The organism is Candidatus Rhabdochlamydia sp. T3358 (genome assembly GCF_901000775.1).
Classification (GTDB): domain Bacteria; phylum Chlamydiota; class Chlamydiia; order Chlamydiales; family Rhabdochlamydiaceae; genus Rhabdochlamydia.
In genome coordinates this window covers 15,177-30,535 of sequence record NZ_CAAJGQ010000012.1, presented here as the reverse complement: position 1 = coordinate 30,535, position 15,359 = coordinate 15,177, and the positions used below count along the sequence as shown (strand labels likewise).

The 15,359-nt window shown below is 36.1% G+C and carries 16 protein-coding genes; 5 read left to right on the top strand and 11 right to left on the bottom strand.

Features of this window, described 5'->3' with window-relative positions:
- Positions 1-320: 320 nt before the first annotated feature.
- Both RHTP_RS03200 and RHTP_RS03195 read left to right on the top strand, forming a co-directional pair.
- Entirely contained in the window at positions 321-1,385 is a 1,065-nt protein-coding gene (locus RHTP_RS03200) for an Lpg1974 family pore-forming outer membrane protein (protein ID WP_138106690.1), read from the top strand.
- 356 nt (positions 1,386-1,741) lie between these two features.
- Positions 1,742-2,845, top strand: a complete 1,104-nt coding sequence (locus RHTP_RS03195) for an Lpg1974 family pore-forming outer membrane protein (protein ID WP_138106689.1) — start codon at positions 1,742-1,744, stop codon at positions 2,843-2,845.
- Positions 2,846-3,039: 194 nt separating this feature from the next.
- On the opposite strand, the gene RHTP_RS03190 is transcribed toward RHTP_RS03195, so the two are convergent.
- From RHTP_RS03190 to sufB, 4 genes are read right to left on the bottom strand one after another with little or no spacing between them, the layout of a single operon-like run.
- Positions 3,040-4,281: an aminotransferase class V-fold PLP-dependent enzyme gene (locus tag RHTP_RS03190; RefSeq protein ID WP_138106688.1), complete on the bottom strand. Its 1,242-nt coding sequence runs from the start codon at positions 4,279-4,281 to the stop codon at positions 3,040-3,042.
- On the bottom strand, positions 4,278-5,567 hold the full coding sequence (sufD, locus tag RHTP_RS03185) for a Fe-S cluster assembly protein SufD (RefSeq protein ID WP_138106687.1): 1,290 nt from the start codon (positions 5,565-5,567) through the stop codon (positions 4,278-4,280). The genes RHTP_RS03190 and sufD overlap by 4 nt, the downstream gene beginning before the upstream one ends.
- Positions 5,551-6,288: a Fe-S cluster assembly ATPase SufC gene (gene sufC, locus RHTP_RS03180; protein WP_138106686.1), complete on the bottom strand. Its 738-nt coding sequence runs from the start codon at positions 6,286-6,288 to the stop codon at positions 5,551-5,553. Before sufC ends, sufD begins: the two co-directional genes overlap by 17 nt.
- A 1-nt stretch (position 6,289) precedes the next feature.
- Complete coding sequence (sufB, locus tag RHTP_RS03175; protein WP_138106685.1) at positions 6,290-7,729, bottom strand: Fe-S cluster assembly protein SufB; 1,440 nt, start codon at positions 7,727-7,729, stop codon at positions 6,290-6,292.
- A 366-nt stretch (positions 7,730-8,095) separates the two neighbouring features.
- Here sufB and RHTP_RS03170 point away from each other — a divergent pair, with 366 nt between their 5' ends.
- Both RHTP_RS03170 and RHTP_RS03165 read left to right on the top strand, forming a co-directional pair.
- Entirely contained in the window at positions 8,096-8,401 is a 306-nt protein-coding gene (locus RHTP_RS03170) for a hypothetical protein (RefSeq protein WP_138106684.1), read from the top strand.
- 66 nt (positions 8,402-8,467) lie between these two features.
- Positions 8,468-8,848, top strand: a complete 381-nt coding sequence (locus RHTP_RS03165) for a DUF2059 domain-containing protein (RefSeq protein ID WP_138106683.1) — start codon at positions 8,468-8,470, stop codon at positions 8,846-8,848.
- A 5-nt stretch (positions 8,849-8,853) separates the two neighbouring features.
- Here RHTP_RS03165 and RHTP_RS03160 read toward each other — a convergent pair whose 3' ends face one another.
- The 7 genes from RHTP_RS03160 to rfbC form a co-directional block, all read right to left on the bottom strand.
- Positions 8,854-9,498 carry a hypothetical protein gene (locus tag RHTP_RS03160; protein ID WP_138106682.1) on the bottom strand — a complete coding sequence of 215 codons (645 nt, stop codon included), beginning with the start codon at positions 9,496-9,498 and terminating at the stop codon, positions 8,854-8,856.
- A gap of 41 nt (positions 9,499-9,539) precedes the next feature.
- Positions 9,540-10,181 (bottom strand): hypothetical protein, encoded by a 642-nt coding sequence (locus RHTP_RS03155; protein ID WP_138106681.1) that lies wholly within the window; start codon positions 10,179-10,181, stop codon positions 9,540-9,542.
- 148 nt (positions 10,182-10,329) lie between these two features.
- Positions 10,330-11,088 carry a gamma-glutamylcyclotransferase family protein gene (locus RHTP_RS03150; protein ID WP_138106680.1) on the bottom strand — a complete coding sequence of 253 codons (759 nt, stop codon included), beginning with the start codon at positions 11,086-11,088 and terminating at the stop codon, positions 10,330-10,332.
- A gap of 53 nt (positions 11,089-11,141) precedes the next feature.
- A complete protein-coding gene (gene kdsB, locus RHTP_RS03145; RefSeq protein ID WP_138106679.1) occupies positions 11,142-11,876 on the bottom strand; it encodes a 3-deoxy-manno-octulosonate cytidylyltransferase in 735 nt (244 codons plus the stop codon).
- Positions 11,870-12,874: a dTDP-glucose 4,6-dehydratase gene (rfbB, locus tag RHTP_RS03140; RefSeq protein WP_138106678.1), complete on the bottom strand. Its 1,005-nt coding sequence runs from the start codon at positions 12,872-12,874 to the stop codon at positions 11,870-11,872. Before rfbB ends, kdsB begins: the two co-directional genes overlap by 7 nt.
- The gene (gene rfbD / locus RHTP_RS03135; RefSeq protein WP_138106677.1) at positions 12,858-13,709 is read right to left on the bottom strand and encodes a dTDP-4-dehydrorhamnose reductase; all 852 of its coding nucleotides are present in this window, start codon (positions 13,707-13,709) and stop codon (positions 12,858-12,860) included. The genes rfbB and rfbD overlap by 17 nt, the downstream gene beginning before the upstream one ends.
- Positions 13,706-14,236 (bottom strand): dTDP-4-dehydrorhamnose 3,5-epimerase, encoded by a 531-nt coding sequence (rfbC, locus tag RHTP_RS03130; protein WP_138106676.1) that lies wholly within the window; start codon positions 14,234-14,236, stop codon positions 13,706-13,708. Before rfbC ends, rfbD begins: the two co-directional genes overlap by 4 nt.
- A 139-nt stretch (positions 14,237-14,375) precedes the next feature.
- Between rfbC and RHTP_RS03125 the strand changes: the two genes are divergently transcribed.
- Positions 14,376-15,359, top strand: a complete 984-nt coding sequence (locus RHTP_RS03125) for a hypothetical protein (RefSeq protein ID WP_138106675.1) — start codon at positions 14,376-14,378, stop codon at positions 15,357-15,359.

Here is a 15,359-nt window from a genome sequence, read left to right as displayed (position 1 = left end):
TTTTTGTTGACTTGAATTCGTAATAAAAATTACAGTGAAGCCATAAAAATGATGCAAATAAGGCTATCAAAACAAAAAATACTGCTCAGAATACGCTTTAAAAGAGATTATTCTTCCTTGCGGTTTTTCATTTAGGGCAAGTTTGCATCAGATGTAGCTGTTTACAAAGTTCATTGTAGGCAAATACGATGATCTTCAAGATATCTACATTGTAGCTGCTTGCGGAATTGCTAATTTCTTGCAAAGAAGTTGTTAACTCCGTGGGCAGCTACGAATTGTCGTTTATTGAAATTAAATGATCCAAACCCAGGGGGATCTATATGCAATGGAATTTGAAAAAGGTGTGGCCCGCAATTGCTGCATCTATGTTATTAGCAACAAGCTTTACGTATGCGGATTTTGGTGATTCATCATCCCTGCGTAATATAGAGAATCGTCTTAATTGCCTTGAGCAAAGACGAGGCGTAAATGGAATGATCAACCCTCCTGCCATGCCTTTAACTAGAAATGGATGGGACTTTCAAGTATCTGCAGATGCTCTTTTATGGCAACTATTTGAAGATGGCCTTAGCTATGCTGTAGAAACAACATCTACTGGCCTTCCTGTTGGAGCTGATGGAGTAAAAAGTAAATACAATTGGGGATTCCGTGTTGGCCTTGATTATACTTTGCCTCATGATAATTGGGATGTAGATCTTTCTTGGACACACCTAATTAGCAATCGCCATGGTAATTCTACAGCAAGTACTGCAGGTGCTACACCAAACGTTTTGGTAAAAGTACAAGGTCTTGCAAACGCTACTACTGTAGGTTATACAGCTGCAAGTTCAAAATATCACAACCGTCTTGATCAGATTGATCTTAACGTAGGACGTGAATTTTTTATCAGTAAATGGGTAACACTACGCCCCTTCTTTGGACTAAGAGCTGATTGGTTACGTCAAAGACTACGTACATCTTATACCTCTGCTACTTTGGCCCAAAGCACCAACCAAAGAAATAAATGGTGGGGATTTGGGATTGAGTCAGGACTTAACACACAATGGAGTTTCTGTGGTGGATTTAGCATCTACGGAAATGTAGCCACTGCGATTGAGTATGGTCTACAAAAGCTACAACTCAGTGAATCTGGCGGTGTTGATGCTTCATTTAGAAGAAGCTACCATATTTGCAGACCTATTCTAGATCTACAACTTGGACTAGCTTGGGATTACAATTTCTGCGAAGATGGCTTCCATTTTGGATTGAAATTAGGCTGGGAAAACCATGTATATTTTGATCAAAGCAGATTCTTGTCTTACAACACAACCAACTATTCAGACAACACTTCTGGTGGAAGTCTGACTTACCAAGGTTTTACATTGCATGCTTGCTTTGACTTCTAAGTAAAGTCTTTGCTATTGCAAGAAAATAGACACCAGGATTAAGTGAACATATTCACCCAAACTGGTGTTTTTTCATTCTTAACAAATACAAAATTTAAAAAAAAAGATCTTCGCTTTTTTACTGAATTTTTTTTCATTCAAAAAAAAATTATTGCAATCTATTTGTGTTAACATAAGATAGATGTCGATGCATTCAAAATAAAAATTACACCTAAACCACAAAAATGATGCAAAGTGAGTTTTTTCAGCAAAAAGTAGCGCTTTTAAGCCCTGCTTCTTGTTTTAGTATGAATTTGTATCTGGTGTAATTGTTGTTTGTTGAAATTAAATGATCTAAATTCAAAGAGGGATCTTATATGCAATGGAACTTGAAAAAGATGTGGCCTACAATTGCTGCATCTATGTTATTAACTCTAAACTTTACGTATGCCGATATCAATGATTGCGCTACGCCTGATTTAGCTAGACCTGATTTACCTAGGCCTAATTTAGTTAAGCCTACCTTAACTACCCCTAATTTAGAAAATTGCTTTTCTTGCCTTGAAACAAATGGAATGATCAATCCTCCTGGAATGCCTCTAACCAGAAATGGCTGGGACTTTCAAATATCTGCAGATGCTCTGCTTTGGCAGCTACAAGAAGATAGCCTTCTATATGCTGTGGAATCAACAACTCTTAGTCTTCCTGTGGGAAATGATAGAGTAAAACAAAAATACAATTGGGGATTCCGTGTTGGTCTTGACTACACTCTACCTCATGATAATTGGGATATAGCGGCTACTTGGACACATTTAATTAGCAATCGCCACGGCAGATCTACAGCAACTGCGGGTAATGTCTTAAGAAAACCAGGTCTTATATTAAGTGCTGCTACTGTAGGTTTTACAACTGCAAGTGCAAAATATCATAATCGCCTTGAGCAGATTAGCCTCAATACAGGTCGCGAGTTTTTTGTAAGCAAATGGGTAACACTACGTCCCTTCTTTGGATTAAGAGCCGATTGGTTACGTCAAAGATTACGCGCGTCTTATTCTGGGATAGCTACAAATCCTACAGACATCCAAGCCACTCAGAGAAGAAATAAATGGTGGGGAATTGGGATCGAATCAGGTCTTAACACACAGTGGAGTTTTTGTGGTGGATTTAGCGTCTACGGAAACGTAGCAGGTGCTATTGAGTATGGACTGGCCAAACAAACTTTAAGTGAATCTGGAATTACCAATTACTCATTTAAGGATAGTTACCGTATTTGCAGACCTGTTATAGATCTTCAATTAGGATTGGGTTGGGATTACAACTTCTGCGAAGACCGCTTCCATCTTGGCTTGAAATTAGGCTGGGAAAACCACGTGTATTTCAATCAAAGCTTACTTTTTGGCCCAACTCCAGTACTTGGTTCAGCTCCATTAGGAGATTTAACTTACCAGGGTTGGACACTACATGCAAACTTTGACTTCTAACTAAAGTTTTTAAATAAAAAAACACCAGAATTTAAAGTTCTGGTGTTTTTTCTTTAGCTAAATGAACTTTTTAAGTTTTCAACTGAAAAATTTCCATCTTTAAAAGCATGAAAACTAACAGTTTTTCTATCTCAGGGTACACACTCACAGCCTGCTGAATATTTAAGCAGATTTTATCTGCAAACTCTTCATAGCTAATAAGAAATTTCAGGTTTTAGTAACAGTAGAGCTTCTTTTAGAGCATGAATAAAAAGATCAATTTCCTCAAAAGTATTATAAAAAGCTAAAGAGATCCTTAATAAAGAGCTTAAATGATAACGCTTTAAGATAGGCTGGGCACATAAATGTCCTGTTCTCATCGCAATTCCTCTTAAATCAAGCAATGTGGCTAAATCAAGGGGATGAAATCCATCAATAGAAAAGCTTAAAATAGGACCTTTTTTTTGGGCTATCCCAATGATTTTTAATCCTTTAATTTCAACAAGTTGCTGAGTTGCATACTCAAGTAGGTCTTTTTCCCATGCCGCAATGAGTTTTTGGTCAATTGCTTCTATATAATCTAACGCTGCTCCTAAACCCATAACCTCTGCAATCATAGGGGTTCCTGCTTCAAATTTTAAAGGAGGTTCTTGATAGGTAATTCTATCAAATGCTACTTCATCAACCATATCTCCTCCTCCTTGATAAGGAGGCATCATTTCTAATAAAGAACGTTTGCCATATAACACTCCTAATCCCGTTGGACCATACATTTTGTGTGCTGAAAAAGCATAAAAATCCACCCCTAGCTTTTGCACATCAATTAGCATATGAGGTGCGCTTTGAGCCCCATCGACAACTACTTTAGCACCTTTTGCATGGGCTTCTTTAACAATTTCTGCAATGGGATTAACGGTGCCTAAAACATTTGACATATGTACAATGCTTACAATTTTGGTCTTATCGGAAAGCAGTTTTTGAAATTCTTCAAAAATTAACTCTCCAGATTCATTTACAGGAATTACTTTAAGCTGAGCTCCTCTTTCCTTGCAGCACATATACCAAGGAACAATATTGGAATGATGTTCCATTTCAGAAATAAGCACTTCATCACCTGGTTGCAAACAAAGTTTACTCAAGCAATGAGCAACAAGATTAATGGATTCTGTTGTGCTTTTGGTAAATATAATTTCCTCAACAAAAGCAGCGTTTAAGAAGCGTTTAACCTTTTGGCGAACAATGTTGTAATGAGCACTTGTTTTACTAGCAAAATCATAAACAGAGCGATTCACCGTTGCATAATGTTTTGTATAAAAATCAGATATCGCATTAATTACAATCTGCGGCTTTTGAGCTGTAGCTGCTGAATCTAAGTAAATGAAAGGGCGGCCATGCATTAACTGACGTAGCATGGGAAAATCTTGACGTATTTTCCAAACATTAAATTCTTGGTTCAAAACATTTCTCTCAAAATTTGCTCTATTAAAGAGCGATAAGGGACTTCTTGAATAATTTCTTGAGCATAAGCGCTAAGAAGCATTTCTTTAGCTTCTATAGGACTCAAACCTCTTGTTTCTAAATAAAAGAGCTGTTCTTCATTCAATTGAGAAACGGTAGCACCATGAGAGGCTTTCACATCATCTGCAAAAATCTCTAGATTAGGCTTACTATTAGCAATTGCTCCGGGGCTTAAGAGCAAGTTGTTGTTTAACTGATAAGCTCGCGTTCCTTGTGCTTCAGAATCCACTTTAATTTTCCCTTCAAAGCTTGACCGACTACAATCATTTAAGATTCCCTTAAAGTGTTGCAAAGAACTCGTATCAGGTGCTTTATGCTCAACGGTTAAATGACAATGTGAAGTAGCTTTTCCAGAGAGATTAAAGAGGCCCTTTAACTGGGTTTTGCTGTTTTTTTCTTTCAAACAAATATCTGCATTTACTCTAGAAACCATGCCACCTGCGCTCAAATGCATAGCATTAAAAGAGGCATTTTTTTTTAAAATAGCTCTTAAGGAAGAAAACTGCTGCCTATGCTCTCTATAATATTCTACAGAATACACATGAGCTTCTGCTTTTTCTTCCAATACAAAATCTAATAAAGGCAAACTTAAATAGGCATCCCTGTGATCCAAACAAGAAAAGATCCACTTTGTTTGTGTATGTGCTCCTGCTACAATTTGCATACGAGGTGCTACAAAAGGAACCTTTTCTGTTACAATGTGTAAACATTGAATAGGTGTATTTACTACAATTTTTGGAGGAATGTAAACAAATAAACCATTAGTGTGCAGAGCTAGATTTAAAGCAGCAAAAGGATCTCGTTCCCTTTGAATTTGTTGCTGAAGATGATTTTGCAAAAAGGCTTTATGAGAGTGCATGGCTTCTGATAAAGACAAAACTTTGATTTGAGAAGGCAATGCTGAAAAATCACTTAAGTTCGGATGAAAACAACCATTAACAAATAGGAAATAACTATGCTTGCTTTCTGGAAGAACCTCTGATTCAAAGTGCTTTTTATCTATTTCAGGGCTGTCGTATATCTGATCGATTGCTAAAGCGGCTAAGTCATGTAAAGAAACATATTTAAATGCATCTTGAGTACGATTTGGCATTCCTAGTTCTTGAAATTTTTTCCATGCTAGTTGACGCAAAAAAGAGAGAGCATCTGCTGTTTTAAGCTTTTCAAACTGTGCTTCTAAATATTGTAGAAGCAAAGGCTGCTCTTGTTTAGTTAAGCCAGTCATACCCTTTTCTCTCCAGTTCTAATGCAAGTGTAGCTGAGCCTGATTTCACAATTACCCCATCCAAAACAACATGAACAAAATGAGGTTTAATATAATCGAGCAAGCGTTGGTAATGGGTTATTAAGAGCAAACTTGAACCTGGTTTTAAAGCACTTTGCACACCTTTAGCAACCACTTTCATAGCATCAATATCCAGCCCAGAATCGGTTTCATCAAGAATAGCAAGTTTTGGTTCTAAAACAGCCATCTGCAGAATCTCATTTTTCTTTTTTTCTCCGCCTGAGAATCCTTCGTTAATACTGCGTGATTTAAATTCGCTTTTCACTTCTACAAGTTGCATTTTTTCTTGCATAATTTCATCAAAAGCTTCTTCAGATATAGATTCTAAGAGCCCTGCTTTACGCTTTGCGTTATAAGCTGCATGAAGGAATTGAAAGTTAGAAATCCCCGTAATCTCTACAGGGTATTGGAATCCTAGAAATATTCCTAAATGAGCTCTTTCATGCGCGCTTAATTCTAGTAAGCTCTTTCCTTCAAAAATGAGGTCTCCTGCAGTGATCTCATAAGAAGGATCTCCTGCTAAAATTTTTGCTAAAGTAGACTTTCCAGCGCCGTTTGGTCCCATAATCGCATGAATCTCTCCAGGGTTTATTGTTAAATTTAATCCCTTTAAGATGGTTTTTCCTGCAACGGTTGCTTGTAATTGCTTAATTTCTAACATGCTATCCAACAGAATTCTCTAATTTTAAAGTTAATAATTTTTGTGCTTCAACAGCAAATTCCAGCGGTAATTCCTGTATGACTTTTTTGCAAAACCCATTAACGATTAAGTTAATTGCATCTTCTCGAGAAATTCCTCTGGTTTCTAAATAAAACAGTTGCTCCTCATTCATTTTCGAGGTAGAAGCCTCATGTTCTAATTGGGCTGTTTCATTAGCTATTTCTATATAAGGGAAGGTATTAGCAGAACATTGATTACCAATTAACATCGAATCACATTGCGTATAATTACGCGCTCCTTCTGCACGAGGAGCAATTTTAACAAGCCCGCGGTACGTATTATGAGATTTATCCGCTGAAATTCCCTTAGATATGATCGTAGATCGTGTATTTTTACCTAGATGAATCATTTTTGTACCGGTATCTGCTTGCATCATACCATTGGTCAGAGCTACCGAATAAAATTCCCCTACTGAGTTATCCCCTTGTAGAATACAGCTTGGATACTTCCATGTAATTGCAGCTCCAGCCTCTACCTGAGTCCAACAGATTTTTGAATTAACTCCTTGGCATCGCCCTCTTTTAGTAACAAAGTTATAAATCCCACCAAGCCCTGTTTTAGGATCTCCTGAGTACCAATTTTGCACTGTAGAATATTTAATTTCCGCATGATCCATGGCAACTAATTCAACGACTGCTGCATGTAATTGATTTTTATTAAAAGCAGGTGCTGTGCATCCCTCTAAGTAACTTACATAAGAGCTTTCTTCAGCAATAATCAATGTTCTTTCAAACTGCCCGCTTTCTCGATCATTTATTCGAAAATAGGTAGATAATTCAATAGGGGAACGAACGCCTTTAGGAACATAGACAAAAGAGCCATCTGAAAACACAGCTGAGTTCAGCGCTGCAAAAAAGTTATCTCCAATCGGAACAACGCTTCCCAGATACTTTTCTATCAATTCTGGATAAAGCTTTATCGCTTCTGAAATCGAACACAAGACTACACCTGATTCTACTAAAGCTTTATGAAAAGTAGTCCCCAAAGAAACAGAATCAAAAACAACATCTACAGCTACATTAGCTAATCTTTTTTGCTCGTCTAAAGGAATGCCTAATTTTGCAAATGTTTTTAAAATTTCAGGATCTACTTCATCTAAACTATTTAAAGATTGCTTTTTTTTAGGAGCAGAATAGTAAGAAATATCTTGATAATCAATCGGTGTGTAACGGATATTTCCCCAATTTGGCTCTTTCATTTGCTTCCATTTGGCAAAGGCTTGTAAACGAAATTTCAATAAAAAAGCGGGTTCTTCTTTTTTTGCTGAAATAGCGCGAACCGTATCCTCTGATAGCCCTTTTGGAAAGCTTTCTGTTTCAATCGAGGTCGTAAAGCCAAATTTATATTCTGAGCGCTCTTCTATAAGTTGCTGGGTTGACATATATTTCCTATAAAATTCCTTCTATACTATCTGATGGCTATAGATTTTCTCAATCAAAAGCCTCAAAAATTTTATTCTTAAGATATTTAACTTTATTAAAAAGTTAAACCCACCTATTTAATACGCAATAACATACGCGTATAAAATCAGATTAAAACTCAAATAATTTTATTCTATCAAACAGAATTGAATCGACAAACCTCTGATCTTTTTAAGATTTGGTTTATGTTAGCAGTGTTTTACATTTATCTATCCAAAGAAAACGCCCTTGTCATCAATCAAGAAAAAACACTTAAATAAAAATAAATTTTATTGATATAAAAAAAATGTTTTTATAAAATATTTTTTTTCGTTTAAGGAGATTATATGTACATATCTGGATTAAGTGCACTAACACTACAGTCTATTGTTCCTTCAGTAGAGCAATTCCAAATCTCAAGCGTTGTAAAAAATGCAGCGAAAAACCTAAATAAATTCGCTGTACCTATTATTGCTTTAGCTGGATTAGCAAGTATGAGTTCTGTAGAAGGAGGGCCTATTACTTATGCTGGTTGCGTACTGGGTTGTGAACTTTTAGCTACCTCTGCAACCGGTGGAATTGGCTCAGTACCGGCTCTTCAAGCATGTATTTACTCATGTTTGCCTATTTTTGTAGCGCCGTGGTGTCCATAAAACATCCTTGAAAAAAGGCAAAAAAATTAACCCTATTATTTATTTTGTGTTAAAACAAAGAAACATATGACTAATACGCCTAATCAAAAAAATAAAAACGCAAAAACAAAAGACATTTTAACTCTGATCCGCCTTACCACTATGCAGCCCGAACAACTAAAACTCATGCTGCCTATGTCTATCATTCAAGCTATTAGCTTTTCTGGAAAAAATGCAACCATTGAAGAAGTAAGCTCCCTTGTTAAAGAAAAAATCTTACAAGATTCTTTTATAGAAAAATTTGCTTGTAGCTTTGATACAAAGTTTTCCCACAAAGAAATAAAACAACTGATCAATTTTTACCAATCAGAAACCATGGAAAAATTTTTAAAAAATAGTCAGAGTCTTTTCACCCCTATCTACGATGCATACCGTCATTTGATCGGTGAAGTTTTACAAGCCATGTAAAAGAATCAGTTTATATCGCAATCAAACTCAGAATAGATATCATACAAATCTTCATCCATTCTCTTTATGATATCTGTTACGTTTTTGCGCAATTTTCCTGGTATCTTTTGCAAGAAATTGGCAGTAATTGTTAACATTTCTTCGCTTGCGTCCATAAAATTACAAACTCTATCTATTAGGTGGTAACAGACATGTACACTAATCGTTCCACTTTTGCTTGATTCATGTGCGCCCGAGTCGTAAAAATCTTCCTCACATTTATCTTTCTTAGTAAGTAACTGATCAATAGAAACAAAAAGACTCTGTAAAGAACCATTCTGTTCATGATTCTTCTGTGTAAAAAATTGATTTAATAGCGAAGCATCTTTTTTAATTTCCTCAAGACAATTGCAACCTCTATTCTCTTGAACATGAAGATATATAATATAAACTGTTGCTGCTGTACAATAAATAGCGGTAGTTGCTCCCAACACTTTCTGTAAGGCTGTAATATTCTTCCAGGCGTTAATCAGATGAGAGGGAACTTTTGTGACATTATGAATAGCTCTCAAAACGCCTTTTGCACACCAATTATTAGTTGGATTGGAATTATTTCCTAAATCAAGAATTTCCAAGGAAGCACTATTCTTTGCTTCTTCTACACCTATCATAAATTCTCCTTAGAGTTAAATTGTTCTTATATAAAAAAATCTTATAAGTGGCTTAAAGATTTTTCACAAAAAAAATTGCGTCTTATATGTTCTACGTTTTCTTGGAATCCCTCTGGTATTTTTTCTAATTTGGACATCATTTTTAATATAGATCCACTTGCATTACATACCCTATCTATTAAGGGATAACAAACGTGCATGCCAATTACACCGTTTACACTCGATTCATGTGCTCCTGATTCATGGAATCTATTTTCGCATCTTTTTAGAATGGCAGCCATCAATGGAGAACTATAATTTCTTGATAAATCCCCTGGATCTTCCAATAAGATTTGATCTAAAAGCAAAGAGTTATTTTTGATCTCAAAAAGACAATCAATGGGTGTATTAGAGGCTAGAAACGAAAAGTTGTTTTTGCTCTCAAAAGGACAATCAATAGGTGTATGCGTATTCCTAGATTCAAGATATATGATATAGACTGTAGCAGCGGTGGAGTAAATAACACCAGCTGCTACCATGCATCTTTGAGAAATTGTCCCATTCTTCCAAGCACTCATCAAGTTAGCAGGGATTTTATGGATACTATTAAATGTCCTTAATACACCATTTGAAACATATGCGCAGAAGCCACTATTTTGATTAGAATTGCTATTTGTACCGTTTGTGCTTAAATCTATAGACATTCCTTACTCTTTTTTAAATCAAATCCTGAATTTGAAAAACCAGTCAAACAATTTATCCATTACTTCTAGCAAAGATAAAAATCTTAATTTAAACTTGTGATTTTTAAAAAGATTTTTTAGTTTTTTATCTCAAATATTTATCATTGGATTACTTGCAAGGTGTTTCCCGGTTGCAATCGATCTGTGGATTTTCTATCCAAGCGGAAAAAGGGGTGGTTAGATCAGCTAAAAAAGTAGTTTCTAACCAGAATGTGAAAAAGAGATCTCCATATCTTTCAGCTCCCAATAAAGCCGCATTTGCATAAGGAGGATACGGGTTAATTTTAGGATGAGAATAAGAAGAATCAGAAGGGGAAATAAACATATAAGCGAGCCAGAAATTAGGTAGAGAAATTTTAGGATCTAAACCCTGCTTCCAATCACTTAAGATAACCGGTCTTAAGTGATACCCTTTTTCTCTTTGAATAAGTTTTGTTAAATCATCATGCGTCACCCACATTAATATTCCATTTACCGTATCAGAAGATTTGGTTTGGAATAAATTTAACATGGCTACATCACTTTTGCGTGAGATTTTTTTTGAAGGATTTGCCTTATAGTTAAATGCACGTTGAAATCCGTAAGCTACTACCAGGCGATAGGTGTCAATAGTTGTTTGAGGAATTGTTTTGAGGGCAGATTCAGGGTGTAATAAACTTCCATAGGCAAAAATGGGAATACGCTGATTAGGAAAAAGCTTAAATACTTTTTCTACTGATACAGGAAAGGAGAAAGAGGGGTATTGCTTGAGATCGCTCTCTAGCTTTTGAGCATGCTCAACAAGCAAGGCATGTTTATTAATCCCCCATGGAGGGGTTTCTGCTCTTAAATCGGTTAACAAAAAAAGGAATAATAAAAAGATTCTCATTTAACATTGTATTTTTTAAATATATCGAAAACTACTTAATGCCAAAAAACATGTCAAGAAGGTAGCAACTCTAAATACTTTTCCGCTTGAGTCAGATGTTCGGGAAGATCAATCCCTAAAGAGCTCTCTAGAGTTTCATTTACACGAATGCGTAGGTTATGAAACAAAAAGCGCAATTGTTCTAATTTCTCGGCTTCTTCAATCCCACAAGAATCTAATTGGGAAATCTTCTCTAAAGCTGTTTGAGAAAAAGCATAAAGCCCAATATGTTGATAATACAATTGCAATAGATTTTGATCGCGATAATAAGGAATCGCATGGCGAGAAAAATACAGTGCATGTCCTTCATGATTACAGATCACTTTCGTAATATGGGGCGATAAAATATCGGAAGGATCTACAATTTTTTTCTTCAGAGTCCATATATCGCTATTGCAGGGCGACTGTAAAAGGTCTTTGATCATTTGTTCATTAATAAATGGCTCATCTGCTTGCCAATTGACCCATATATCTGCTTGCATAGAGCCTTTTTGCATAACTTCAACTAATCGGTCTGTTCCTGTTGGACACTCTTGAGATGTCATAATACAATTAGCACCGAAGGATTGGACAACTTCTCTTGTCTCTTCTGCATCTACAGCAATCACCACTTGATCAAAACAAGAGATAGAACATGCTTTTTCCCATACCCATTGGATCAAAGGTTTTTTATGTAATAAGGTAAGGATTTTCTTAGGGAACCGCGTAGAGTATAATCTAGCGGGTATTACGCAAATAATTTTTAGCATTCTAACCTTTTTGGGTATTCTAAATACCAACGAATAGTCTCTCTTAAAGAAGATTCAAAATCATACATAGGCATCCAGCCAAGATTTTTCTTAATCTTAGTAGCATCAATAGAATAACGCAAATCATGCCCTGGTCTGTCAGCTACTTTTTTAATGAGAAGCTTTAGCTGAGTAGGATCTTCGTTTTTTAAGACAGAAAAAGTATCAATGATAGAATGAAGTACATCGATATTTGTTTTCTCGGATCCTCCACCTATGGCATAAGACTCTCCTGCAGCTCCTTGCTCTAAAATTGTCCAAATAGCCTTAACATGATCCTCAACAAATAACCAATCGCGAATGTTTATTCCTTCTCCATATATAGGCAGAAAGGATTTATGCAAACAGCCTGCAATCATCCTTGGAATAAACTTCTCTGGGTGTTGATAGGGTCCATAATTATTGGAACAATGAGAAATAGTAGTGGAAAGTTTATACGTATTGGCATATGCACGTACAAAGTGATCTGCCGCTGCTTTAGAAGCTGCATAAGGAGAATTGGGTTTATAAAGAGATGTCTCCTTAAAAGAGCTCTCTTGATGGGTTAAAGATCCATATACTTCATCAGTGGATACATGATGAAAGTGAATTTGAGGAGATAAGCGCACAAGATCTAGCAGTGCAAGAGTTCCTCCTACATTGGTTTCTAAAAACTCTCTTGGTCCTAAAATGCTTTTATCAACATGGCTTTCTGCAGCAAAATGCACAATTGCTTCAATCTGATGCTCTTTTAGAAGCTGTGCTACTGTTCTTTGATCACAAATATCTGCTTGCACAAACACATGACGCGCATCATTTTGAATGGGCTCTAAATTATGCATATTTCCTGCATAGGTCAGCACATCAAGATTCACCATCTTTTCAACTCCAAAAACCTTGTTTAACCCATAACGAATAAAACAAGAGCCAATAAAGCCCGCTCCCCCGGTAACTAATAAAGATCTAAACCGTGATCGCATCTATAAAAAATTCTCCTAATGCTTCTTTCCAATGTCTGGGAGAGTTATTTAGCTTTTTAGAAATCTTCTGTGTTCCTAATACATTAAACTTTGGACGTTTTGCCATATTTACATAATTAGTAACTGAAATAGGAATAACTCTCTTACAAAAGACCCGCTCTTGCAGCTTTTCAAAAATCTCTTTTGCTATATCAAAACGAGAACAAACACCTTGATTCACAAAATGATAAATTCCCCTCTCTTGCATAAGATCCAAAATGACAGAAGCTAAATCATAACAATAGGTAAGACATCCCCATTGGTCTTGAATTACATGAACCTCTTCTTGATTTTGCAATAGGGGTAATAAAGAGCTGATGAAATTTTTTCCTCCTGCACCAAAAACCCAAGAAGTACGAAGAACACACGCATTAGGATAAATATCCAACACTAGATTTTCTCCTTCTAGTTTACTTGCACCATACACATTTAGAGGACAAGGTGTATCTTCTTCGCAATAGGGAATTTGCTGATCTCCTGAAAATACATAATCCGTTGAAATATGAATGAAGTGCGCATCCATTAGCTTTGCTATTTTTGCTACAAAAGAGGCCCCTGTTGCATTGACCAAAAAAGCTAGTTCTGGATTTTTTTCTGCTTGATCTACATCGGTATACGCCGCGCAATTAATGATATGTGTGGGTTGTACCAATTTAGCTCTTTGTAGTAACTGATCATAATCTGTGATATCAGCTAAAGATCTGTCATCAGCAATAAACTGTACATCCCTTTGGATGCATATTTTTGCACATACATTAGCCAACATCCCTTTGCCTCCTAGAATCCAAATCTTCATATTATTTGCCGTAAAAATGGTTGATTGCGATCCCTTTCAGATAAGATAACTGAAGAAAGAGGCCATTTAATTCCTACATCAGGATCATCATAACGAAATCCCTTTTCCTCTAATGGATCAAAAGAACTACTCACTTTATAACAAACATGAGCGGTTTCACTGATTACACAAAATCCATGTGCATATCCTGTAGGAATAAATAACTGTTCCCCTTTTTCTGCATCCAAATAAACCCCTAGCCATTTGCCAAAAGTAGAACGCGTTGAACAAATATCCACTACTACATCAAAAATAACTCCTTGCATTACCCAAATCAGTTTTTCTTGACCCGGTAATCTCTGAAAGTGCATTCCTCTTAAGGTCCCACGTTGAGAAAAAGAATGATTGTCTTGGATAAATTCACAATGAATTCCTTTTTCTCTATAGCGTTGTTTATGAAATGTTTCCGAAAAAAAACCCCTTTGATCAAAAAATCTCTGTGGCTTAATTAAACTGATACCCGGTAAAGTTAAAGTTTCTATTTTCATATGGGAGTAGTGTATGTATAAAGCAATACTATCATTTTTTATCTTAATTAACCTGACTTTTTCAAGTGCTTATACAAAAAAATCTACTTGTGCCTATCCTAAGTTTGTACAAAATAATAAGGAATTAAACTACTAGAACATGAGCATTTTTAAAAATTATCTTATACGACTTGTTATTTTATGTTCTCCTTTAATTGGATTTGCAAGCTCTCCTGATATGCCTCATATTACTTCTAACGAGCCTTATGAGCCTTGGTTTACAGGACCCTTGCTTACACCAACTGCAAATGTTGTTCCTAAAGGCCACTACAACATACAATCCTATTTGTTTTTTACAAATATCTATGGGCATTACAATGCCCATTGGAAAAACCATTCTATGCCTCACTTATTTATTGGTTCCTTTGTACTAGACGTCCAATTCGGATTGTCAAAAATTTGTGACTTTCAGTTCAATCCCCTAGTATTGTATAAGCATCAGAAAGATATCCATGCTTGGTCTTTTGGTGATATCCCCATATCCCTTGGTTTTCAATTATACAAAGCAGCTCCTACTGGACCTGCCATTAAACTAAGGTTACTTGCTACCTTGCCTACAGGAAAATACCAACACTTGAGCTTGGATAAGCAAGGATTAGATGCAGGAGGATTAGGGGGTTATTTTCCAGGAGTTGCTTTAGTTATGGGGCGAACATTTCAAATGGGCTGCTCTCAATTTCTAGCAACTCGTCTTAGCTTAAGCTATCATTTTCCTACTCCGGTTCACGTAAAAGGATTAAATTCCTACGGAGGAGGGCCCCATACAAGAGGCAAAGTATTTCCCGGACAATTTTTTATTTCACTATTGGGACTAGAATGGTCCTTTAGCCAACGCTTTGTTTTAGCTTGTGATTTAGAATATATACACACTAATAAAATACGTTTTAAAGGAGAAAGAGGACATTTGAATGGCATTCCTCATTTAATAGGTGCTGCTTCAAAAGAGCAAATAAGCATCGCACCTGCTCTTGAGTATAATTTCAATCAAAGCGTAGGAATTATCGCTGGCTGTTGGTTTACTGTAGCAGGCCGCAATATACCCGCTTTTGCAAGTGGTATCATCTCCCTTAACATTTACAAATAA

Excerpts from the sequence above, each read along its gene's own strand:
- RHTP_RS03200 (WP_138106690.1), top strand. The coding sequence starts at position 321 with ATGCAATGGAATTTGAAAAAGGTGTGGCCCGCAATTGCTGCATCTATG.
- RHTP_RS03195 (WP_138106689.1), top strand. The coding sequence starts at position 1,742 with ATGCAATGGAACTTGAAAAAGATGTGGCCTACAATTGCTGCATCTATG.
- sufD (WP_138106687.1), bottom strand. The coding sequence starts at position 5,567 with ATGACTGGCTTAACTAAACAAGAGCAGCCTTTGCTTCTACAATATTTA.
- sufC (WP_138106686.1), bottom strand. The coding sequence starts at position 6,288 with ATGTTAGAAATTAAGCAATTACAAGCAACCGTTGCAGGAAAAACCATC.
- sufB (WP_138106685.1), bottom strand. The coding sequence starts at position 7,729 with ATGTCAACCCAGCAACTTATAGAAGAGCGCTCAGAATATAAATTTGGC.
- RHTP_RS03170 (WP_138106684.1), top strand. The coding sequence starts at position 8,096 with ATGTACATATCTGGATTAAGTGCACTAACACTACAGTCTATTGTTCCT.
- RHTP_RS03165 (WP_138106683.1), top strand. The coding sequence starts at position 8,468 with ATGACTAATACGCCTAATCAAAAAAATAAAAACGCAAAAACAAAAGAC.
- RHTP_RS03160 (WP_138106682.1), bottom strand. The coding sequence starts at position 9,498 with ATGATAGGTGTAGAAGAAGCAAAGAATAGTGCTTCCTTGGAAATTCTT.
- RHTP_RS03155 (WP_138106681.1), bottom strand. The coding sequence starts at position 10,181 with ATGTCTATAGATTTAAGCACAAACGGTACAAATAGCAATTCTAATCAA.
- RHTP_RS03150 (WP_138106680.1), bottom strand. The coding sequence starts at position 11,088 with ATGAGAATCTTTTTATTATTCCTTTTTTTGTTAACCGATTTAAGAGCA.
- kdsB (WP_138106679.1), bottom strand. The coding sequence starts at position 11,876 with ATGCTAAAAATTATTTGCGTAATACCCGCTAGATTATACTCTACGCGG.
- rfbB (WP_138106678.1), bottom strand. The coding sequence starts at position 12,874 with ATGCGATCACGGTTTAGATCTTTATTAGTTACCGGGGGAGCGGGCTTT.
- rfbD (WP_138106677.1), bottom strand. The coding sequence starts at position 13,709 with ATGAAGATTTGGATTCTAGGAGGCAAAGGGATGTTGGCTAATGTATGT.
- rfbC (WP_138106676.1), bottom strand. The coding sequence starts at position 14,236 with ATGAAAATAGAAACTTTAACTTTACCGGGTATCAGTTTAATTAAGCCA.
- RHTP_RS03125 (WP_138106675.1), top strand. The coding sequence starts at position 14,376 with ATGAGCATTTTTAAAAATTATCTTATACGACTTGTTATTTTATGTTCT.